The organism is Mucilaginibacter sp. NFX135, from assembly GCF_048565145.1.
GTDB lineage: Bacteria > Bacteroidota > Bacteroidia > Sphingobacteriales > Sphingobacteriaceae > Mucilaginibacter.
Map to the genome: position 1 here is coordinate 2,430,847 of NZ_CP183412.1, position 24,803 is coordinate 2,455,649.

Genomic DNA, 24,803 nt, shown 5'->3' on the forward strand with positions numbered 1-24,803 from the left:
GGTCTATTGACTTCTTTTCATTTGCCACTGTCCCGGTAATTTCATATCTTTATATCAAGCGAACAGCCCGGCTCTCAAAATGAGAGAGCCGGGCTGTTTTGTTAAGGAAAAAAACAGGACAATAAAAACAGCTGTTTTTATTTAGTTATTTGATAATGAAAAATTTGATACTTTTTAAAGTTTTAAAAACGCATCAGAATCGCGTTGAAATTTGTTAAAAAGTGTTAAAATGAGGGGTTTTGAATAAATTTTGAGCTGTTTTTACCCCGTTTTTGAGCAGAAAAGTGTTAAAATTTGAGGTTTAAAAAGTTTTAACGCCATCCAAAAGTAAAAGCTTGACTGGGCGGTGACCCCTGGCAGTCCGGTGCAATTTATTTGTGCTAAATTTGTGCTTTGGTCCATGGACTCACAATGACTATGGACCATCGACTATTGACCATGGACAATTCACAACTCACAACTCACCACTCGCAACAGGAAACCATAGTAGCCCTGGCCACACCAAACGGGATAGGGGCAATTGCGGTGATCCGCCTTTCGGGCCTGGATGCTATCCATATAGCCAACAGCGTATGGAAAGGCAAGGATTTGACCAAACAGGCCTCGCATACCATCCATTTCGGCCATATTATGGATGGCGACCTGATGCTGGACGAGGTGCTGGCATCGCTGTTTGTGGCACCCAGATCTTATACCCGCGAAAACGTGGTGGAAATAAGCTGCCATGCTTCGGGCTATATCATTGAGAGTATCATTAAGCTGTTTATCAAAAAGGGTGCGAGAAGTGCCAAACCCGGCGAATTTACGCTGAGGGCGTTTCTAAACGGTCAATTGGATCTATCACAGGCTGAGGCTGTAGCCGATCTGATCGCCTCCAACTCCAAAGCTTCACAGCAAGTAGCCTTACAGCAATTGCGGGGTGGATTTAGTAACCAACTGCAAGGTCTGCGTGAACAACTGGTGAACTTTGCTTCACTCATTGAACTGGAACTTGACTTTGCCGAAGAGGATGTAGAATTTGCCAACCGCGATCAGCTTAAACAACTCATCGTGGATATTACCCGCATTATTGGGAGATTGATACAGTCGTTTGAACTGGGAAATGCCATAAAACAAGGCGTTAACACGGTAATAGCCGGCCGGCCCAATGCGGGTAAATCAACCCTCCTTAATGCCCTGCTGAACGAAGAAAGGGCTATTGTGAGCCATATCCCAGGTACAACCCGAGATACGATTGAAGAAGTATTAAATATACAGGGCATCAATTTCAGGTTGATTGATACCGCAGGGATACGCGAGGCTACCGATGCCATTGAGCAGATAGGGGTACAGCGTACTATGGAGAAGATTAGTCAAAGCGCGCTGCTCATCTATGTTTTTGATGTGGAACAGATAACGCTGGAAGAGCTAAAAAGCGATCTGGAGAGCTTGCAGAACCCCGGTATAGCTATATTGCTGGTAGCCAATAAAATGGATCTGTTACAACAAGATAAAAAGCGGGAAAGCATCCATGAGTTTTTCCATGCCTCCGGACTTCCGGATCTGCAGACCATCTTTATCTCGGCCAAAGAAAAACTACATATAGACGACCTGAAAAATAAGATCTATGGCACCGCCATCAAGGATCAGCTCAGCGGTGATGAAACGCTGGTAACCAATATCCGCCACCTGGAGGCGTTGCAAAAAACAGAAGAAGCGCTGATCAGGGTATTAGGCGGTATTGACGGTAGCATCACCTCCGATTTCCTGTCGATGGATATTAAACAAGCTCTGCACTACCTCGGCGAAATAACCGGAACAGTTACTACTGACGATCTGCTGGATAATATATTCAGTAAGTTCTGTATCGGCAAGTAGCTATTATTGGGGTGATTTTAGGAGGATGACAAAAATAAATTGCATATGGTTTTAATAATTATTGTATTTTAAACAATTAATAGTAGCTTTAATTCCCAATTATAATATTTTGTTAACCTGGAATTATTTTGATAGCAAAAAAGTACCCCCTTTGTTTTTTTCTTTTGGTGATCGTTTCCCTGAGCTACGCCCAATCTCCAATAAAGAATAAGATTCTGAACTATTCTTTAAAAAATGGTCTTTCTTTTGGCATTGTAAACAGTATCACCCAGGATAATAAGGGCTTTATGTGGTTTGCTACCAATGATGGACTGAATCGTTTTGACGGAACAACTTTTAAAGTGTTTAAATCACGACAGGGTGACCCGGGAAGTCTGGCCAGTAATTATGTTCAGAAGGTTTTTTGTGATGTGCATGGAAACATCTGGGTGTCGTCACGAAACGGACTCAGCAAGTTGGATACGCGTACCGAGAAATTCATCCACTATAAATTATCCTCAAATCGTGCAGCTAAAAATGATATAAGCAATATAATCCAAAGCCATGATGGTAATTTATGGGTAACATCCTACGGGTTTGGTTTTTCTTACTTTAATATCAAATCGGCAAAGTTTACCAATTATACCCAGGCCAATTTGCCCCAGCTATCCAGTAACCGGGTTATCAGTTTGTTTGAAGATTCTAAAGGATTGTTATGGGTAGGTACACAGGAAACGGGTATCAACGTATTTGAGCATACAAAAGGCACCATAACTAATAAAAAGAACCTGGTATCACCAATCCTAAACCTCCTGACAGCGCGGCTCAATGACATTTTTGAAGATCATTTTCACAACATCTGGATAGCTACAGGGAATGGACTTTTATACTTTAACAGGCAATCAAATAAATTCACTTTACTTCAAACCAGCCAGCCCGGTATTAAAAGTAAAAGATACATTTCGGTTATGGAGGATAGTGATAAGCAATTGCTTGTTGGCCTGCAGGATGGCGGATTGTACAAAGTTGATCTGGGAACAAACGCTGATTATGATACCAAAAACTTTTTACTACAGCCAGTAACCGGCGACGATGGTTATTACCTTACACAACGCTCGGTTCAGGCGCTTTTTATTGATAAAGACAGGAATACCTGGGTGGGTACTTATGGAGATGGTATTTACATGATCAGTAATATCAAGGATAAGTTTTCAAAGATCACCAGGAAACGGATTGAACCCAGTGGCGAAAGCTTGATCAGGTTTTATGGAATGTGCCAGGATCAGGATGGATTTTTATGGTTCGGTACCGACGGCGAGGGCATATTTAAAACGAACCCTAATGGCGGCCTGATTAAACAATATAGGGCCGATGGCAAACCCGGAAGTATTACAGATAACGCCATTTTATATGGTTATAGCGATAAAAGCGGCAATACCTGGTTTGGTACCTATGCCAAAGGACTTTTTCTGTATCATAAAAAAACAGATTCATTTACTAATTATGCTCACAATTCTGTAGATGGTAAAAGTCTGGGCGCTAATGATGTAAGAGTCATCTTTCAGGATAGCCATCAAAATTTATGGGTAGGCACCAATGGCGGCGGCCTAAGCTTGTTTAATGCTGTTGCCAAAACATTTACCAATTATACGCCGGCTAATAGTGGTCTTACTTCTTACGACGTACGCTCCATTGCCGAAGACGAAAATGGGAACTTGTGGATAGGCACTTATGGGGGCGGGCTTGATTTTTATGACTTTAAACAAAATAAATTTAGCCGCTATTTTAAAACAGCTGATGAAAAGAATAATTTGCCGAGTCAGGTAATTTTTTCAATTTACCCGGATAAACAACATCGCTTATGGTTAGGAACGGAAGGTGATGGCCTGATCTCCTACGATCTTAAAAAGCGGCTTTTCAAGAAATTTAACGAAACAAATGGCCTGGCAAACAATACCGTATCGGCCATCAAAGCTTCGGGCAATAGCTCCTTATGGTTAAGCACTAATAAGGGGATATCAAACATTAATATCCTTACAGACAAAATACTGAACTACGACCAGTCTGATGGTTTGCAGGCCGGTCAATTTAATGCCGGCTCGGTCTTGCACGACTCCAGTAACGGGCTCCTGTATTTTGGAGGCACAGAAGGCCTCAATTTTTTTGATCCTGAAAAAGTAACGCAAAGCAATTATCAGCCCAAGGTTATGATAACGGGGCTGCAAATTTTTGGCAAGCAGGTTGAAGTTGGTGCTTTGGATGGAAATAGGACCGTATTACCTGAAGCAATAAGCGAAACCCGGCAGATTACGCTGCAGCCAGATCAGTCTGTATTTTCTATCCAATATGCCTCGTTAAATTATACCTACCCGCAAAAAGGCAGTTTTGCCTATAAACTGGAAGGCCTTGATAAATCATGGAACTATGTTGCTAATCAACGACTGGCGACCTACCGTTATCTTGAACCAGGCGATTATACATTTAAGGTAAAAGCCGCTAACCAGGATGGCGTATGGTTTAAAAATTGTGCTACTATTCAAATAAAAATTTTGCCACCCTGGTATAAAACATGGTGGGCTTATTTGATCTATATCGCCGTAGCAGCACTGGTCATTTATTATTATTTACTATACAAAGCCAATCAAACCAAGCTTAAATATGAGATAAAAGTTGCCCAGTTATCTGCCGAAAAAGATAAAGAGCTTAATGAACGCAAGCTTTCTTTTTTTACTAATATTTCACATGAGTTTCGTACACCTTTAACGCTGATTATTAACCCGGTTAAGGATATGCTGTTTGGTAAGGGCGGGGAGGGTAGTGACCCTGGTAATTTGCATATTGTTTACCGTAACGCACGCCGCCTGTTGAGCCTGGTTGATCAGCTGTTGCTTTTTAGAAAAGCCGAAAGTGATACGGATAAGCTTAAAATAGTACGGCTCAATATAGTGACGCTTTGCCACGAAGTGTTCTTATGTTTTAATCACCAGGCCCGCACCAAACATATCCGGTTTGATTTTTTGAGCGAAAAGGAAGCTATCGAAATATTTGCCGACCGGGAAAAAATAGAGATTGCCCTGTTTAACCTGATATCAAACGCTTTAAAATTTACCCCCGAGCATGGCTTGGTAAGCTGCATTATAACCGATGATGATGCTCAGGTTAATATCGAAATAAAGGATAGCGGCTGTGGTATAGCCGAAGGCGTCGGCGATCAATTGTTCAATAAATTTTACCAGTTACAAAATACAACACCATTGGCCGGTGGCTTTGGTATAGGGCTTTACCTGGTTAAGGTATTTATTGAAAGTCATAAAGGTAGCATCAGCTATACAAGCCAGCCGAGGCAGGGTACCTTGTTCCATGTTTTGTTATTAAAAGGAAGAGCGCATTTTGGCGAACAGTTTGTTTTTGAGGATGTAGCCGAAACCTCCGTGTTTTTAGACGAACTGATAGAGAATAAAGGCGAATTGGTCAAAAATGAAACCACAACTATCGCTAAAAGTCAGGAAGCTTTAAGTTCAGATACCAAAACGATGCTGCTTATAGATGACAATGAGCAGATCCGCGTTTACCTTAAACAGATATTTGCTGGTGAATTTGAGATTTTTGAGGCCGATAATGGCACCGCTGGACTTGAGCTTGCTTACCAGCTGGTGCCGGATATAGTGGTAAGTGATGTCATGATGCAGGGGCTGAGTGGCATTGAGCTATGCAGCCGTATCAAGGAAGATCCGTTGTTAAATCATATACCGGTGATATTGCTAACCGCCAGTTCATCGCCCGAAATTAAGCTCAAAGGCATTGAAGGGGGAGCCGACGATTATATCAGCAAACCTTTTGAAAAGGAAATATTGATAGCCCGTGTTAACGGCATCCTGAAAAGCAGGAACAATCTGCAAAAGTATTTCTATAACGAGATCACGCTCAATAAATCAAACGATTTAAAGATCTCCCCCGAGTATAAGGAGTTTCTGGAAAAGTGTCTCAAAATTGTAGAGCATCATTTAACCGATCCTGAGTTTAGTATAAAAACACTGGCTTCGGAGATCGGGATGAGCCATTCCAATTTATATAAGCGTATCAAATCCATTTCGGGCCAATCGGCCAACGGATTTATCCGTTTTATCAGGCTGAGAAAGGCTGCAGAGATCCTGTTAACTACCGATAGCACAGTATATGAAACTGCCTCTATGGTTGGTATAAACGATCTTAAATATTTCAGAGAGCAGTTCAATAAACTTTTCGGTATCAACCCTTCAGATTACGTAAAAAAATATCGCAAATCCTTTCACAATAACTATAATGTTAATCGTGATATGGTTAAGGAAAATTGATGATATTATTTTCCTCCCTGGGTTAAAAAAGCTGTCATGCTGAACCTCGTTTAAATATAGTATACAGGTCTCTGCGCCCAACTCTTCGACGGAGCTCAGGTGACAGGCCTTTTTTGCGACATTATTTGTTCGTTCGCAACCCCACAGTGCCCGCTTTCAATAAGGCCCTGGGTGGGTTACATATATAAATGTTAACCATAAAAAGTGTAAACCATGTAAACCCACCTTTTAATGGAACAGCTCACCTGTTTAAGGGATTATGTTTAGAAGAGGATTAGCCACAAATTTCTTAAATGCCCTTTTTTCCTGGGAGGGTTTGGGTGGGGTATCCGTTTTGAAAACTTTACTAAGTATAAAGACCATATGAGTTTACCCCCCTAAGCAAAGAGGCTTAAAAAGGCGTTCTATAGCCTTTTTTTATGATTCTATCCCGTTTTAAATCCGAATTTGCCCCTCACTTGCTTTTGCAATTTAGCCTCATTTTAGCCTTACCAATAACCAAGGTATAAACCAACCTTTTGTATCTGGCACTTATCTGACACGGATAGTCGGGAAGGCAATTAACCGCTTTAACCGTTTGTCTGTAATTGTGTCGTTTACGAAACAAGGTTTAAACCAAATTAAACCCCAATTCAAAAATATATGAAATTAATTTTACATGTAAAAGATTCCCCTCATTGGAATAAAGCACCCCGGTTTTTCCTATTAATGGCAGGTATGGCAATTACCTGCTTAATCATCTGCCAGGTACCTTCAGTGGCTTTTGCCAGCGGTAGTAAAATGGTCAACGTGCAGGATGAAAAAATAAGCGGTAAAGTTACCGATGAAAAAGGTGAAACATTGCCCGGTGTTAGTGTTACATTAAAAGGAACTACTACAGGTGTTTTAACAGACGTTAATGGTAAGTTCTCGCTTAATGTACCTAATGCGTCATCAGGCACGCTGGTATTCACTTACATTGGTTATGTATCACAGGAAGTGGCATTACACGGGCAGACAAGTATCAATGTGCAATTACAGCCCGAATCAAAATCATTGAATGAGGTAGTGGTTGTGGGTTATGGTACGCAGAAAAAAGCTACCCTCACTGGTTCTATCTCGGTAGTAAAGGGTGGTGATTTAGCTAAAAGCCCTCAGCCTAACGTTTCAAGTTCATTCGCAGGCCGGGTGTCTGGTGTTATCGCCAGCAACGGATCTGGTGAACCGGGTTACGATGGCTCAAATATTTCAATCAGGGGACTGGCAACAACTGGTAGTAATTCGGTACTGGTGGTGGTTGATGGTATCCCGGGTCAGATCGGTGGCCTGGAACGTCTTGATCCCAATGATATTGAGAGCGTTTCGGTATTAAAAGATGCATCCGCGGCTGTTTATGGTAACCGCGCGGCAAACGGTGTTATTTTAGTAACTACCAAACATGGTAAAACAGGTAAGGCTGCTATTTCTTATAACTTTAATGAAGGCTTCAGCTCGCCAACACGTTTGCCTAAATTGGCCGATGCGCCAACCTACGCGCAAATATTAAATGATATCAGTTACTATGATAATCCGACGGGTGGCTTCAACCAGGCTTACAGCGCCGATCAGATCCAGAAATTCAGGGACGGTTCTGACCCGATTAATTATCCGAACACCAACTGGGAAAAACTAATCTTAAAGAATTACGCGTTGCAGAACCAACAGAACGTAACAGTTGCAGGCGGTTCGGAGGATGTTAAATATTACACTTCAGTTGGTATTACCTCTCAGGATGGTCTTTTTAAAAATGGTGCTACAAAATACAATCAGTATAACTTCCGGTCGAATATTGATGCTATTGTTGCTAAAGGGTTTAAAGTAGGACTTTCGTTACAGGGCCGGGAGGAAGACCGGAAATTCCCAACCACTTCGGCCGCAAATAATTTTCGTGGTATTTACAGAGGATATCCAACTACTGCCGCTTTTTATCCAAACGGTTTGCCTACTGTCGGGTTCGATAATACCAACCCTGCTATTACGCCAACAAGTGCCGGGGGGATCAACAATAATCCCACGCAAACTTTTAACGGTATACTCCGGGCGAGTTATGATATCCCGGGCATAAGCGGCCTTTCGCTTGATGGTTTCTTTTCGGCAGATAAAACTAGCGTATTTTCCAAAACATTTAATACGCCTTACACCGTTTATTCCTATAACAGTACTACCAATATTTATACGCCGAGCACTCAGGGAGGCATAAGCGGACGTCCTTATTTGAATGAATCGCAACTTAACCAGTCGCTCATTACATCTAATATTAAACTGAACTTTGTAAGGCAGTTAGGTAAACATAATATCAATGCTTTTGTAGCTTATGAACAAAGCAAAAATACCTATAATTACTTCTGGGCCCAGCGAAACAATTTTCCGACAGTTACTACGCCAGAGCTTTCACAGGGAGGCAGCGCCCCCAGCGATGCTACCAATGGCGGCAGCAGCAGCGATAACAATGGCAACTACAATTATAACCGCCGAAGCGTGATCAGCAGGCTTGCTTATAATTATGATGAAAAGTATTTATTAGAGGCCCAGTTTCGTGCAGATGGCTCATCTCTTTTTGCTCCCGGCCATCAGTGGGGGTATTTCCCTTCCATATCTGCGGGTTACCGCATATCCAAAGAGAACTGGTTTCAGAGCAAATTTAAATTTATTGACGACCTGAAGATCAGGGCTTCTTACGGTGTCCTGGGAGATGATATTATCGCTCCTTACCAGTACTTTGATAATTACACTTTTAATAATGCTGTGGTCCTGGATAATGGTAACGGTGCTTCACCTCAGGCAGGTATCGATCAAATTAAGCTTGCAAACCCCAATATTACCTGGGAAACGGCCAAAAAGACGGATATTGGTATTAATGCCGTATTCTTAAAGAACTTTACATTAGAAGCCATTTATTTCCGCCAGGTGCGGTCAAATATCCTGGCGTACCGTAACGGCTCTCTCCCCGGTACTTCCGGAATAGTGAACCCAATTGATGGTAGTCCGTTGGTACCTGCAGAAAATATTGGCAAGGTTAACAGTGGCGGTTTCGAAGCAACATTGGGTTATAACCATCCCGGTACATTCTCCTGGGGTGTATCAGGCAATTTTACCTATGCCAAAAGCAAGATCATTTATATTGACGAGGCTGTTCCCGCTGATTTATCCTACCAGCGTCAAACAGGTGGGCCTTTAAATACCTATTTGTTATATCAGTCTACCGGTATTTTCCGGAACCAGGCGCAATTGGATAATACACCACATGTGCCTGGTGCACTGGTTGGGGACCTTATCTACGCTGATGTTAATCATGACGGACAAATAACCGCAGCCGACCAGGAACGCTCAAAATATGGCAATATTCCGCAAATTACATATGGGTTAAGCCTTAATGCCGGATACAAAAACTTCGACTTGTCGGTTTTATTTGCCGGCCAGGCCGAGGTAAGCCAGTATGTATTGCCCGAGGCTGGAGTTATCGGTAATTTTTACAGTTCATGGGCAAATAATGCCACGAGCCCAAGCAATCCAAATGGTTCATATCCAAGAGTATCAGACAGGGCATCAAGCGCGGTAAGCGGTGGGTTATATAACAGTACCTTCTGGCTTAACGATGCTTCATTTTTGAGATTGAAAAATGTTCAGCTGGGTTATTCGCTATCGTCGCAAACGTTATCAAAGCTTCATATCAAGGGAGTTAGGGTTTTTGTAAGTGGCTTTAACCTGTTAACGTTTACCAAAGTGAAGGATTACGATCCTGAGGGAACCGACGGTAGTGGTAAATTCGGCAATGTTCAGTATGGCAGTGGTCAGTTCTATCCGCAACAAAAAATAATTAATCTGGGCGCAAACATTAAATTTTAATACGCTACATTATGAAAACTATAAAATATATAATAGGTTGCCTGGTACTTTGCGTTATATTCATGACATCCTGTAAAAAGGATTTCCTGTCCACACCACCTACCGACAAAATAAGCAACGCCTCTATTTTATCCGATACAGCCCTTTTTGAAGCTTATGTTATCAACAGATATATCGGTGTTAAATTACAAGATAAAGAAGATGATAACACCGGTTTTGGCAGAGGGTTTCAATGGGCATTATGGAGCTCATTGACAGATGAATCTATATACAACAACAATGATAACACCTGGGTGATCCAGCAAGGGCAGTTAGCCCCTAACAATCTCGGCGATGCGGGAACTCTTTGGGCGCGCAGTTATCGTAGTATCCGTGAGTGTAATTATGCTTTAAGTGTAATAAACGGCTTGCCATTAAGCGCCGGGCATAAAAACAAATTAATTGGGGAACTTGAATTTATCAGGGCGTTCAGGTACCAGGATCTTATTCGTAACTATGGCCCTGTAGTGTTAATTGGCGATAAGGTAACCGAGCTAACCGATAATCTGCAGGACCCAAGCCTTTTCAATCGTGCTTCTATTACGGAATCAATTACTTATGCCAGTTCTCAGTTGGATGATGCTGCCTCAAAGCTCCCGCTGGATAACGGCTCATCATGGGCACTGGGCCGGGCAACAAAGGGTGCCGCGCTGGCATTAAAATCAAGATTATTGCTATATGCTGCCAGCCCATTGTATAACGCAGGGACCTGGCCGGCAGCTGCCGCAGCTGCCAAGGCAGTTATGGATCTGGGTAAATACAGTTTATTCCAGGGTGGTTATGGTCAGTTATTCTTAACACCCAATAGTAACGAAATTATATTTGAAAGGTTATTTTACCCGGTTACAGCTGCCCACCTCCCTATAGAGCTGGATAACGGGCCTAACAGCTATGGCGGTTATGGTGGTAATGTACCCCTGCAAAATATGGTGGATGCTTATCCAATGAGTAATGGTAAACCCATTACCGATCCCGCATCGGGCTACGATTCACAAAACCCATACGTTAACCGTGATCCCCGGTTTTATGCAACTATTCTTTATAATGGGGCGCCATACAGAGACAATGTTGTCCAGGTATTTTTGCCTGGTGGTAAAGACAGTAACCAGGGACCTAATCCTCAAAACGCGAGTAAAACAGGTTATTATCTGAGAAAATTTGCGAATGATGCTTATTCCATCACCAATTCAAGTGAAGCGGGTGCACAGCCATGGATCTATTTCAGGTATGCAGAAATTCTGCTTAACTATGCCGAAGCACAAAATGAAGCCGTAGGGCCGGATGCGAGTGTTTACCAGGCCATTAACACGATAAGGCAACGTTCATCTGTCAACATGCCTGCCCTGTCGGGCTTGTCGCAAGATGATATGCGTACCGCCATTAGAAATGAAAGAAGGATTGAGCTTGCTTTTGAAGAACACCGCTTTTACGATGTGCGCAGATGGAAAATTGCTGAACAAACTGAAAATGTTCCGGCTTACGGTGTTGCAGTAAGTGTAAATGCTGCCAATCCTTCCGGCTACAGTTATGCACAAAAAATAGCGCTAACAGGCCGGGCTTTTCATTCGCAACACTATTGGCTGCCAATACCTTTAGCCGAGATACAGGCATCAAACGGACAGTTAAAGCAAAATCCGGGCTATACAAATTAGCAATCCCAATACCATATTAATAGAGGGGGCTCCTCCCTGTGGAGCCTCATTTTAAACCGCATTTTAAACCAATTAAAAACCATACAATTATGAAAACAAAAATGTTCGTTCTCTTTCTGTGTTTTTCTTCGTTTTTCTTTTCTCAGTCTATGACAATTGAAAAGCATGCCGCTGGCCGTCCATTCACTATTGGTGTCAATTACTATAATACAACGTCCTATACTTGTACTATAGAGTTGAGCGGCCCTACCACCCATACCATTACTGTTGCGCCTGGGACTTCTGGCAGTTATGGCCCTATAACTCCAGGCCAATATACCGTAGGTATTTACACTACCGGTCCGGGTACTTACAATTATCATTTAGATGGTGGCGGCAGCACGCCAACATTCATCAACAATGCTAATGGCCACGGGGCTGTCTACACAATAAACGCGCAGAACAACCTTACAGTAGGTATTACTAATTAATAGTAAGCCTTGTGCTTTCGTTGGTTATTTACAACGAAACACGACTGTTGATTGTAATGCTATAAGGGGAAGGAACATGTTTGCTTCCCCTTTTTTTTAACCAATTCTAACCTATACCAAATTATGAAAAACCTAAGCATTTTATTATTAGCGGGATGTTGTTTGATGGCAGGGTGTAAAAAGGATGTTATCGCAACCAAGCAATCAGGAGCCCCCGATGAAGTAAAAACAAAAAGTATCAAAGTGGACTCTACACCGGCAAGTGCACTCAAAGGCGTTAACTGGGCCGCCGATGGTGACAATTTCAGCGATAGTATACTGGTGTTGAGTGGTTTAAACTCCACTGATAGCTATACCACTGTATCAGCCAAGGCTGATGCCGTATTAAGTGGCATCCAAACCAATACAGGGGCAAATACTGTTCGCTTGCCCGTAAATTACTCCACCGTTTCACAAGCCTGGTGGAACTCTTATACCGGCGTTATTGATAAGGCGCTAAGCAAAGGAATGAATGTGATACTGGGTTACTGGGAAGGCAAATCATCCGAAGATGGCAAGATTGATAACACCACAGAGTTTTGGTCTATGTGGCAAACTATTGTTACCAAATATGGCAGCAACTCACATGTATACTTCGAGATATTTAACGAACCGCATGGCTATTCTCTGTCTGACTGGACTACCATTTGCGCACAATGGTTAAGTAATTATCCGTCGGTACCACAAGGGCAAATACTTATCGATGGGACATCATATGCACAGGATCTCACAGGTGTAGGTGCCGACAGCCGCTTTACTAACTGCCTCTTATCTATCCACGATTACACCTTTTTTAGCAGCGGGGGGCTTACAACAGCGGCACAATGGGAAAATAGGGTGAAAGGCAATATTGGGAGCTATGCAAATCGTGCTGTATTTACGGAGTTTGGCAATACCATGAACAGCGGCATAAATTATACCGGCGCCATTGGCGGTAGTGCAGATATAGCTTACATACAAGGGTTAACTAACGTGATGAGAGCATTAGGTTTGGGCGCTGTTTACTGGCCAGGAATACGAACCGGAGATGGTTATGCAATACAACAATTGAGTGGCAACTCCGCCAGTCCAACCGTTACTACCACCAATGCATCAGGTCTAAGCCGGTTAAAATACGCGTGGGGTGTTGGTGCCGGTGGTACCGATACTTTTTATAGCGGAGCCTACTATAGGCTCCTGAACCTCAACAGCGGACAGGCACTTGATGTTAACGGCGGTTCAACGGCAAATGGCGCCGGCATTATACAATGGCCACAAAATGGCGGTAACAATCAGCAATGGCAAATTGCTGATAACGGCGGTGGATATTACAAAATAACTAACCGCAACAGCGGTCAGGCACTCGACGTGAATATGAGTTCAACAGCTAATGGCGCCGGTATTATACAATGGCCCTGGAATGGTGGTAATAACCAACAATGGCAGCTTACCGCAACCAGCGATGGTATATACAAAGCCATCAACCGTAATAGTGGTTTAGCGCTTGATGTTAATGGTGCGTCAACCGCTAATGGCGCGGGCATTATCCAATGGTCATGGGGCGGGGGTAACAACCAGCAATGGCAAATCGTACAACAATAAATTACAATAAAGCAGGACCGTCCGGTCCTGCTTTATTGTTGATCTGAACAATAATGATACTGATATCTACAACAAAAAAGATTTTCCTGGCAGGTATTGCCTTAGCGTTTAATATCTCTTTAGCCATTGGTCAAAGTAAGGAAGCGACTATCGATATTGATTTTTCGAAAACATACCAAACCATCAGCAATTTTGGCGCGTCTGATGCATGGTCATGCCAGTTTGTGGGCAACTGGCCCGATGATAAGCGAAACAAAATTGCCGATCTGCTTTTTAGCGCTGATACTTATACCGATGGTTCGCCCAAAGGAATAGGTTTATCATTATGGCGGTTTAATATAGGGGCTGGCAGCGCTCAACAAGCAGACCAAAGTGGTATTAAAGACGAATGGCGCCGTGCCGAATCATTTTTAAACACAGATGGTACTTACAATTGGCAAAATCAGGCCGGGCAGGTTTGGTTTTTAAAAGCGGCAAAAAAACGTGGCGTAAAACAGTTTTTAGGTTTTACTAATAGTCCGCCGGTGCAGTTTACTATAAACAAAAAGGCATACGCCAGCGGTGGTAAAGTAAATATCGCGGCCGATAAATATGACGCCTTTGCCACATACCTGGCAAAAGTTGTAAAAGGCGTGGAGCAGGTGAGCAAAGTTAAATGTGATTATATAAGTCCTATCAACGAACCACAATGGGATTGGAGTGATGACGGGCAGGAGGGATGCCCTTATAATAATACGGAAATTGCAGGTGTAATAAGATCCATTAGTAAGGAGTTTGTGGCTAAAAAGGTCGGTTCAAAAATTCTCGTAGGCGAAGCCGGGAGTATCAATTACTTATTTACCCCGGGTGATAAGCCGGGAAAGGGTAATCAAATAAATGATTTTTTTAAACCCGGATCAGCAAATTATATTGGCGATTTGCCAGAGGTAAGTAAAGTTATAGCGGCGCATAGTTATTTTACCACCTCGCCCATGACGGCAGCTGTAAAAGCACGTGTGGCACTGGCTAATAATGTAGCGGCCATTAAAGACCTTAACTACTGGCAATCCGAGTATTGCATTTTGGGCGATAACGCGGGAGAGATGGATGGTAACAAACGCGACCTCGGCATAGATGCGGCCCTGTATTTAGCTTCGGTGATCCATACCGATCTTACCGTAGCAAATGCTTCGGCATGGCAATGGTGGACAGCCATTTCGGCCTATGATTATAAGGATGGCCTTATTTACATTGATAAAAACAAAACCGACGGCAACTTTTATACCAGCAAAATGCTTTGGGCCATGGGTAACTATAGCAGGTTCATTCGGCAAGGTGCGGTAAGAGTTAACACAACAGTTTCATCCACCGCGAGTAAACCTCTGCTTGTTTCGGCTTTTAAAGATGGAAAAAATACAGTCCTGGTCATCATCAATCCTAATACCAACAATGTGGTTGCCAGGTTCAATACTGGTAAAGCTAAAGTTCAGTTTGCCAATTCTTATTTAACCTCGCAAACGAACGAACTTAAGGCGGGGAAAATAGATGGTTCAAAAATAACTATCCCGTCGCGTTCAGTTATTACGCTTACGGGGTTTATCAAATAAGCTACTTAGTCTACTTCTATAAACAACAAAACCATGTACCTGCTATTGGTACAGGGTTTTGTTGTTAGTTAAATAACTATTTAATAATCGAAATGTCTTTTTCGTTGTGCGTTTTGTCCGGTTCACTTTAAACCTGCTCTGTTATTCAGTATGTAAAGCCCATTTTTGAAGCAACAAAAGAATTAAAAACAACAAATCATGACACCAAAAACAACAAAAACAATCTATTGGACAGGAACCGCGCTTACCTCTTTATGGTTTGGTGCAAGCGGATTTTGCGAAATTACCGTAAACAAATTTGTTTGGGATATAACTTTGAAATTGGGTTACCCGCCGCATTTTATTTATGTGCTGGGTGTTGCCAAGCTATTGGGCATAGCGGTTCTTTTAATGCCCGGTAAACTACTCCGCTTAAAAGAGTGGGTGTTCGCGGGTGTTTACTTTGATATCATCTTCGCCTTTGCCTCTAAGGTAAGTGTGCTGGGGCTGGCAAGTACCGTTGATGCCATTATCGCGTTTATTATGGTAACGGTAACTTATACCATGTTCCGGAAGGTATATCCTGCCACATACTTTAAACCGGCTAACTACGCCATGAATTAATAAAGGTGCTCAATGCAAATGTTACTTTTAAACAAAAATGCCTGAGTTGGTGCTCAGGCATTTTTTTTGTTGTTAAATACTTTATTTAGCAGGTGTGATCACAATGTTTCTATAATCGATAGGTCCGTGGTCTCCCTGAATCAAAATAGGTCCAGGTTCGCCTTCTTTACTGTTGAAAGCCCCGCCTGTAATTCCAGGTATCTCCTGTCGGCATATCACCATAGTGCCATTGGCTACTATAGTAACCAAACGGCCTACCAGTGTAATATCGTATGATTGCCACTGTCCTGCATCCTTCGCCATCATTTTGTTGGGAGGCAGAAAGCCATAAATAGCGCTAAACTGGTTATTGATGGGTTCCGGTTCACCGCTTTTAACATCCATGATCTGCACTTCGTATCTGCCTCTCAGGTAAATCCCGCTGTTGCTTCCTTTTTGATATCTGAATTCAATATGTAATTTAAAATCGGTAAAAGTTTTATCGGTGATCAGGTTAGCCCCAGAATGCAGGCTCCTCAAAATACCCGACTCTACAGTCCACTGATTTTTGCCATCAGCATGCCAGCCTTTAGTATCTTTTCCGTTGAATAATTTAACAGGGGTGCCCCAAACAGGATCTTTGGCTCTTATCAGTGATGGTGCCCGTACCCCGGTGAAATGATAGGTTACCCCATCAGTATATACCATGGTGCCCACTAATTCTTCACCTTTAAGCTCAAACTCAAAGTCCATATTCCGGTTGCCCTCTTCCCATTGGGGAGGAATAGAAAAGCTGTATTTACCATCATGTGGTTTAATTTCCGAAATAGGCCTTGCGCTTCCAAAAGCATACGTAAAACGACCAATGAGGATATGGGTGCCCGATTTTTGTACCTCCAACCATGACGGCAGGCTTTTTCCTGCCTTGTCTATCGTGATGTCCCATCGCCCGATAACTGCCGGATCAGCAGCTTTTTCAAAGGAAAGTGCCGACACCCTGATTACTGAAAAAAGAAGCAATGACAAAATAATTTGTACCCGGATAAAACGGGAAATGCCCTTGTAGCTTATAACTGGTGAGTTTTTCATAATCCTAAATTACGAACTAACCATCAATACTTGTTTAATTTATTAAAAATATCAATCGCTATAGATCGGTGAATCAAATGTGCATCTCCCTCAAAATGAATGAAAAATCTTGTTTAGAACGGGTTTAAACAATGTTGTTTGAGAGCAATTTAAACGATACTTTTGCGACATATCAAAACACCAACTATGATAAAAAAAATTACTTATTGCTTACTTCTGTTCCTGCTACCTTCCATCCCCTTATTAGCACAAACAGCAACCATCGCCGGCTCTGTAAAAACAGCCGACGGAAAACCCGCCGGTCTGGTGAGTATTGCCATCAAAGGCACTAACAAGGCCACTTTAACCGATGAAAACGGGCATTACCAGCTTAAACGGGTAACACCCGGACCGCACACGCTGGTAGCGTCTTTTATCGGACTCGAAAAAAGGGAACAAACCATGGAGACACGGTCAGGTGAATCTCTGGTTGTTAACTTTATACTTAAAGAAAATTCTACCCAATTACAAGAGGTTGTAATCTCGACAAAAAAATCAAATAAGGTAAACTCAATTGTAGCAAAAATGCCCTTGAAAAACCTGGAGAACCCACAGGTTTATAATTCAGTTTCGTCAGAAATTATCAAACAACAAGGAATTACAGCATATGATGATGCGCTGCGTAACATACCCGGAGTTACAAAAACATGGTCATCAACCGGCAGGGGCGGAGATGGGGGTACTTATTTCGCGATACGCGGTTTTGAAGCCCAGCCATTACTTGTTAACGGGTTACCTGGTTTAGCCACCGGCACTGTTGACCTGGCCGATGTGGAAGAAATACAGGTGCTCAAAGGCCCATCTGGTACTTTGTTTGGTGGGGCTTACCTAAGTTATGGCGGTATGATCAATACCATCACTAAGAAACCCTATTTTAAAACAGGCGGAGAGATAACCTATAACGTAGGAAGTTTTGGCTTAAACCGGGTTACGGCTGATGTAAATACGCCCCTAAGCAAAACCGAAAAAGTAGCATTGCGGGTAAACGCCGCATACACCGATCAGAACAGCTTTCAGAACGCAGGCTTTCAGAAATCTTTTTTTATAGCGCCTGCTTTAACTTATGAGGTGAATGATAAGCTTTCGTTTCACATCTTAACAGAGATAATGCAGGAAGAAAGAGCGGTGGCTCCATTGTTCTATCCATCGGACAGATATAATCCCCTGCCCTTTAAAACTGTGAAGGATCTGAACCTGAATTACAATGAATCATTCATAAGCAATGATCTGACCATGAAGAACCCCCGGTTTAATTTACAGGCGCAAATGCTGTATAAAATATCCAGTCAATGGACATCACAAACGGTACTTTCGCGCTCAACGGTAAAATCGAACGGTTACTATAGTTATATTTATGAGGATGGAGTCCCAACTGATCAGTATTTTGGGCAAACGATTCACAGAGACCAGCAAACAACCAGTACAACCGATGTGCAGCAAAATTTTAACGGCGATTTCAAGATTGGGAATATGCGAAACCGTTTATTGATCGGCTTAGATTATTTTAGCCGTAATGCCATTAATAACGGGACTGGGTATGCTGTTATAAGGCACGTAACTCCACAAAGCGGTGAAGTTGCATACCCGGTTCCGGGAACTCACGATACTATACCGCCGGTATACTTGTCTCAAGCTTTAGTTGATAATGTTTTGGCAACTAAAAGAGGGAATAGAAATAACGTTACCAATAGCGCCTATAGCGCCTATATTTCTGATGTAATTAACTTTACGCCGGCCCTGGCTGCTATGGCGAGTTTAAGGGTTGATCATTATGTATCCAATAGCGCTGGCGGAGATAAGACTACTAACTATAACCAAACATTCTTTTCGCCAAAATTTGGATTGGTTTACCAGCCGGTTATGGACAAGGTTTCGATATTCACCAACTATATGAACGCTTTTATTAATGTAGATCCGCGTTCTGTTTATAATAAAGACGGGAATATCCCTGGCATAGAATCATTTAAGCCAGAGCATGCTAACCAATGGGAAGCTGGTGTGAAAACTAATTTGCTTTCAGATAAGTTAAATATTACCGCGTCATACTACAATATCAGGGTCTCTGATAGGGTATACATCAACCCGGATAATCAGAATGCTTACCTGCAGGGCGGTACGGTAAGAAGTACAGGTTTTGAGTTAGATATGAACGCCAACCCGGCACCCGGTTTAAACCTTCTGGCTGGTTACAGCCATAATTCCATCAAAATATTAAAAGGCGATGCTGATGATTTTTATAACGAACCGGGAAGAACCCCTGGTGGACAGGGTGCACCAGACCTGGCAAATTTATGGGCAACCTACAAGTTTACCAGTGGCAATTTAAAGAATTTTGGTTTTGGGCTTGGCGGTAATTATGCGAGTAAACAAAAATCAATAGATAATAGTGTAACGGGTACACTTTACCTGCCTGGCTATGTATTGATTAACTCCAGCCTGTTTTATGTAGCTGATAATTACAGGATCACGTTTAACCTCAATAACCTAACTAATAAACAGTATTATATAGGCTATTGGTCAATAAGCCCGCAAGCGCAAAGAAGTTTTGCTTTGAGCTTTGCTTATAAGTATTAAAGAAAAACTAAGTACTAAAAAAAGCGCGACCTGTTATGGCCGCGCTTTTTTTATTTTATGGGTGATCAATTAATAACCGGGGTTTTGTGTCAGAGCTGAATTAAGCGCCCTTTGTTGTTGTGGTATAGGGAACAATTCTTTATTTGCATTGCTGGGCTGATGATCCCACCAGCTGGCACTGCTAAACTTACCAAAACGGATCAGGTCATCCCGGCGGAAACCTTCAAAAATAAACTCCCGGCCTCTTTCGGCCAGTAGTTCGTTCAGGGTCAAGGTTGCAGGTGTATAAGCAACAGCTGCCCAGTCGGCATCGCTATAAGCCCTTTTTTTACAATCATTAATGAGCTGTACCGCCTCGGCTGTGGCTGTGCCGCCATTTTTACGCATAATGGCTTCGGCTTTGGCAAAATATATCCAGGTTAGCCGGTAAATGTTCCAGTCGGTATTATTATAGTTAGGATCAGGCGCTATGCCGCCAAAACCAGCCACCTGGTTACCCAGCTTATATTTGTTAAAACGTACACCGCTGTTTTCCTCGCCTTCGCTCATGGTAGAAGGCAGAGCATTAGGGTCAGTACCGTTTTGCGCGGCAACTTTGTTTTTGCGGATATTATCAACAAATACTAATTGCTGCCCATCATATTCGTTACCGCCTGTGGCTATTACCGGTTGATGATTGTCAAATCGGATCATGGGGCCTTGTAGTAACCAGCCTGTTTTCCGAAGGTCCTTATCATCAAATGTGGTATATACACCTGGTATCAAAACCACCCCATCGTTACCGTTGCGGCTGCCACCGTAGATAAACTGTTGCTGGAAATGATAGAACTCACCTGTCCATGAAGGTTGAAAGTTTGCTTTCTGAAACTCATAGCTAATGGAGAATATCACCTCTTTTGACAGATCGTTAGTAGGTTTAAACTGATCATTGATATTCGGATCAAGCGCCATGGCCCCGTTCTGTCCACCGGCTTCGCCATTGATCAATTTGTTGGCTGCAGCTATACAATCATCCCACCTGGGAGTACCCGACCATTTTTCGGCATTGAGGTATAACTCCACCAGCATAGCATACCCGCCAGCCTGTGTCATCCTGCCAAGCATATCACGAGAGAGTTTAGGGGCTTTATCAACATTATCTTTGATCTCTTTTTCTATAAAGGCAAAAACATCTTTACGCGCCACAGTAGGGGGCTTTGCAGGTATCCCTACCTGTGTTACAATAGGTATGTTGCCAAACAGGTCCATCAGTTTTAAGTAATGGAAGGCCCGCAACAGTTTCAACTCAGCAATATAAGCGTCCTTTTCTGTTTGGGTGATCCCCATACGGTTCAAATCAAGCTTATTGATGTTTTCGATAGGGTCATTACATAAACCCATGCCCCAATACATGAGTGACCAGGCATTGTTGATGCCGCCTTCATCATTGGTCCAGGTATGATAATGCAGCCTTTTCCATTTGCCGCCATCTTCGCCGTGGCGGCCTTTGGTAGGCCAGGCCAGCTGATCGGCCGAAAGTTCGCTTGGTCGCCACCAGCCATCCTGCCCGGATGGTGTAACCCAGGCGTTGGCATGTGTATACGGGCGCAAAACAGCCGAAAGAACTTCGTTCTTATTATTGTAAAAATTGTTTGTGAGCAGAGTGTCATAAGCTTTTTCGTCAAGCTTGGTACAAGCATTCCCACATATCAATACAGTTATTAACAAGCTGTATTTTATCAGATGATTTAATTTTTTCATGTTATACAGATTAGAAACCAACATTTAATCCAAGTAAAAAAGTGCGGGTGCTTGGGTACGGACCGCGGCCGTCGATACCTGGGCCTAAGCCTGTATCGGCAACAAAATCAGGGTCGTTACCGGTGTATTTGGTCATAGTGGCCAGATTTTGCCCGGATACATAAACCCTCAGATTACGTATATAATTGGTTTTTAACTTAAAAGTATAACCAAACGTTACCTCATCAAGCTTTACAAATGATCCACTTTCCAGGTAGTAATCAGAGTACATATAGGTATCGTTGATCTGCGAATATTTGGTAAAGGCAGTTCTTAACAGGTTGGTTTTACTTACTTTGTTACCATATGATATGGCAGTAGTATTCAGGATATCATAATCAAACTTGCCACGTAAAAATACCCGCAGGTCAAAACCTTTGTAATTAAAAGTGTTGGTCCATGACGCGTAATATTTAGGTATTGCGTTACCAATAGGTGCATAATCGGTAACATTACGATCAAAAGAGTTATTAATCTGGTCGTTATGTACTTTTGATCCGTCGCGTTTGTAAAACAACCATTTACCATCAGCATCAAAGCCCGCGAAACGTTTACCCCAGAATTCGCCCAGCTTACCACCTTCATAAGTACGGATAGCATCACCAAGGGCGCCGAAGCCCCCAATACCCCCAAAGGTTTTATATTCCTGTTTGTAAATGGAATTGGAATAGGAATCCAGCGTATTTTTGGTAGTGCTGGCGGCTAAGTCCATATTCCATTTAAAGTTTCTGTTTTTGATGGCGGCAAAACTTAATGATAACTCAATACCTTTTGCTGATATGGTACCCACATTAGCATAGATGCTGGAGCGGATGAACGGCGGCTGCGGTGTAACATAGGTATCCAGAAGATCCTGGGTTTTACGATTATACACATCAATAGCGCCTGTTATGCGATTGTTGAAAATGGTAAAATCAGCACCTATGTTCAGCTCTTTCTTCTTCTCATAGCGAAGATCGGGGTTAGGGTTACGGTCGGGACCGTATGTTTGACGGTATTCGCCATCCGGGAAACGGTAGATACCACCTGTACCAAGTGTAACCAGCGAGGCGTAATTACTAAAGCCCGAATTACCTGTAATACCGTAGCCTACTCTTAATTTAAGGTAATTAATGAAGTTTACATTCTTCATGAAATCCTCGCGGGTAACTGCCCAGCCCGCTGAAGCCGCCGGAAAGTAGCCCCATTTATGGTTGGCCCCAAACCTGGATGAACCTTCCTTGCGCAATATAAACTGGGCCAGGTATTTGTCATCAAAAGAGTAATTCACCCTGCCAAAAAAAGCGATCAGTTTATTATCGTTCTTATAGCTGCCCATGCCTGCTTTACCGGCAGACAACTGATTACCGGCGCCAAGGTTGTTTTCTTCAAAAATATCGTTCACAAAGCCATAGTTATTAGCGCTAAATCCTTCGTAAACATTGTAGCGGTAGCTATAACCGAATATGGCGGTAACGGTATGCTTTTGTGCAAACGTACGGTTATACTGGATGGTTGGCTCAACGGCAAAATTCTGACTTAAAGCAGTTGATCTTTCCGCGTAACCTCCGTTTTTATAAACATCGTTTTCAATGGAAAACTCGCTTTTCAGATCGCGGTAAATGCCATCAATGTAACTGTCGCGCTGTACCGAGCCAAAAATTGACGCTTTTAGGCCCTCAATAATTTGCAGATCCATCTTGGCATCGGCCGCTGTAGTTTGCTGTTTACGTTTATTGGTTTCCTGCATTAAGCGGGCAAGCTGGTTGGTACTGGTGTTTTCAAAATAAAAGCTGCCATCGGGGTTGTAGTTAGATAGTGTAGGGTTTTTGCTGAGCTGATCTTCCCAACCGCCGCCGCCTAATAAATTGGCATTGTTAAAGTTGGTAACCAGGTTTATTTGCGTGGTTAAACGATCTTTTAAGCCTTTTTGATTAACGTTTAGACGAAGGGTATACTCACGACGGTCGTTTTGCTTGGCAAAGCCCTCCAGGTTACGATAATTGATACTGGCACGGTAGCTGGTTTTGTCGGTTCCGCCCATTAATGAAAAGTTATGGTTTTGCGACAGGTTGTCTTTATGCACCAAGTCGTTAAAAAAGTCGGAAGTATGACCATAGTCAGTAGCATCCAACTGGCCCGATTTGATCTTATCCCTGAACTCGGCCGCGGTTAAAAAGTCGGGCCGTTTAGAGAGGTACTCTCTTCGGAAATAGTTTGAATAAGCGTACTGCGGCGGCCCGGCCTTACCTTTTTTAGTAGTTACTAAAATTACGCCGGCGTTGGCGCTGGTACCGTAAATGGCTGCGCCCGATCCATCTTTCAAAACGTCAATAGATTCTATATCATCCTGTTGCAAAAGATCAAGGTTGCCGCCAGGTATCCCGTCAATTACGATCAGCGGACCCGAATCGCCGGTTACCGTTACTACCCCCCGCAGCTGTATGGCAACACCTGAGTTAGGGTTTGAGCCACCTGTACGGGTGATCTGTAAGCCTGCAACCTTACCCTGTATCAGGTCGAGCGCATTGCGTGAGCCGCTTTGTCTGAAATCGGCACTATCGGCATGGCCGGTGGCCGATGTGATCTCACCTTTCTTTTGCGAGCCATAACCAACTACTACTATCTCATTTAGATTATTGGCCGCAGGTTGTAACGATATGTTGAGCTGGCGGTTTTTATTGACTTGGACTTCCGAGGTTTGATAGCCAATGTACGATACGATCAATATACCATTATCGGGCACTAAAATGCTGTAAGAGCCACTGACATCGGTTACTACACCTAAATTACTGCCTTTTACACGGATAGATACGCCAATCAATGGTTCGCCGGTGGTTTTATCGGTCACTTTTCCTCTTACCGTAATATCATCGGCCACTACCGGAGCCTTAGCTCCTGGTAGTTTGTTGACCGGTGCCGGTTTAGGTACCAATAAGATATAGTTATTCCATTGTTTGTACATCAGGCAGGTACGGCTAAGTAATAGCAAAAGCGTTTCTTCTACCGTACGCGTGGCTTTGGGTAGTATGATGTGCTTATAGTCCTTCATTTCGCTGCGCTTAAAGGCAAACCGAAAATCCGTTTGTTTTTCAATTTGCTTTACCGCATACTCCAGGTTGTTATTGTTAACACCCAGGCTAATGTTAACATCTCTGATGGTTTGTCCTTTTATTTCGCCGGCCAGCAGTGTGCTGCAGCAAAAAGTCAAAACGGTTAAGGTTACGGTGGTATACCTCATGACACTTAAGAGAATTGAAATTGATAAAGAATCCCTTTGGGGAGGAGAAAAAAATTTTAACAGTAAAAATTTCATAATTTTACTTTGATTTAAGCGGTTCACAAACTTGTTTAAACTCA

The 24,803-nt window shown here is 42.7% G+C and carries 12 protein-coding genes; 9 read left to right on the forward strand and 3 right to left on the reverse strand.

What is annotated here, in order from left to right; genetic code table 11:
- Nucleotides 1-438: 438 nt before the first annotated feature.
- The 8 genes from mnmE (at nt 439) to ACNURT_RS10450 (ending at nt 16,004) form a co-directional block, all read left to right on the forward strand.
- Nucleotides 439-1,857, forward strand: a complete 1,419-nt coding sequence (mnmE, locus tag ACNURT_RS10415; protein ID WP_419701696.1) for a tRNA uridine-5-carboxymethylaminomethyl(34) synthesis GTPase MnmE — start codon at nt 439-441, stop codon at nt 1,855-1,857.
- 128 nt (nt 1,858-1,985) lie between these two features.
- Nucleotides 1,986-6,170 carry a hybrid sensor histidine kinase/response regulator transcription factor gene (locus ACNURT_RS10420; protein ID WP_419701697.1) on the forward strand — a complete coding sequence of 1,395 codons (4,185 nt, stop codon included), beginning with the start codon at nt 1,986-1,988 and terminating at the stop codon, nt 6,168-6,170.
- A gap of 642 nt (nt 6,171-6,812) precedes the next feature.
- On the forward strand, nt 6,813-10,034 hold the full coding sequence (locus tag ACNURT_RS10425; RefSeq protein WP_419701698.1) for a SusC/RagA family TonB-linked outer membrane protein: 3,222 nt from the start codon (nt 6,813-6,815) through the stop codon (nt 10,032-10,034).
- Between the two features lie 11 nt (nt 10,035-10,045).
- Nucleotides 10,046-11,725: a RagB/SusD family nutrient uptake outer membrane protein gene (locus ACNURT_RS10430; RefSeq protein WP_419701699.1), complete on the forward strand. Its 1,680-nt coding sequence runs from the start codon at nt 10,046-10,048 to the stop codon at nt 11,723-11,725.
- A gap of 149 nt (nt 11,726-11,874) precedes the next feature.
- Nucleotides 11,875-12,195 carry a hypothetical protein gene (locus tag ACNURT_RS10435; RefSeq protein ID WP_419701700.1) on the forward strand — a complete coding sequence of 107 codons (321 nt, stop codon included), beginning with the start codon at nt 11,875-11,877 and terminating at the stop codon, nt 12,193-12,195.
- A 123-nt stretch (nt 12,196-12,318) separates the two neighbouring features.
- On the forward strand, nt 12,319-13,815 hold the full coding sequence (locus ACNURT_RS10440; RefSeq protein WP_419701701.1) for an RICIN domain-containing protein: 1,497 nt from the start codon (nt 12,319-12,321) through the stop codon (nt 13,813-13,815).
- A 53-nt stretch (nt 13,816-13,868) separates the two neighbouring features.
- A complete protein-coding gene (locus ACNURT_RS10445; protein ID WP_419701702.1) occupies nt 13,869-15,401 on the forward strand; it encodes a glycoside hydrolase in 1,533 nt (510 codons plus the stop codon).
- Nucleotides 15,402-15,599: 198 nt separating this feature from the next.
- The gene (locus ACNURT_RS10450; protein ID WP_419701703.1) at nt 15,600-16,004 is read left to right on the forward strand and encodes a DoxX family protein; all 405 of its coding nucleotides are present in this window, start codon (nt 15,600-15,602) and stop codon (nt 16,002-16,004) included.
- Nucleotides 16,005-16,085: 81 nt separating this feature from the next.
- Here the strand turns inward: ACNURT_RS10450 and ACNURT_RS10455 are convergent, their stop codons facing one another.
- Nucleotides 16,086-17,072, reverse strand: a complete 987-nt coding sequence (locus tag ACNURT_RS10455; protein WP_419701704.1) for a 3-keto-disaccharide hydrolase — start codon at nt 17,070-17,072, stop codon at nt 16,086-16,088.
- A gap of 186 nt (nt 17,073-17,258) precedes the next feature.
- Between ACNURT_RS10455 and ACNURT_RS10460 the strand changes: the two genes are divergently transcribed.
- A complete protein-coding gene (locus ACNURT_RS10460) occupies nt 17,259-19,685 on the forward strand; it encodes a TonB-dependent receptor domain-containing protein (RefSeq protein WP_419701705.1) in 2,427 nt (808 codons plus the stop codon).
- Between the two features lie 69 nt (nt 19,686-19,754).
- Here ACNURT_RS10460 and ACNURT_RS10465 read toward each other — a convergent pair whose 3' ends face one another.
- Together ACNURT_RS10465 and ACNURT_RS10470 are read right to left on the reverse strand one after the other, a co-directional pair.
- Nucleotides 19,755-21,425, reverse strand: coding sequence for a RagB/SusD family nutrient uptake outer membrane protein (locus tag ACNURT_RS10465; RefSeq protein WP_419701706.1), 1,671 nt, complete (start codon nt 21,423-21,425; stop codon nt 19,755-19,757).
- 10 nt (nt 21,426-21,435) lie between these two features.
- A complete protein-coding gene (locus ACNURT_RS10470) occupies nt 21,436-24,684 on the reverse strand; it encodes a SusC/RagA family TonB-linked outer membrane protein (protein WP_419701707.1) in 3,249 nt (1,082 codons plus the stop codon).
- Nucleotides 24,685-24,803: the final 119 nt, after the last annotated feature.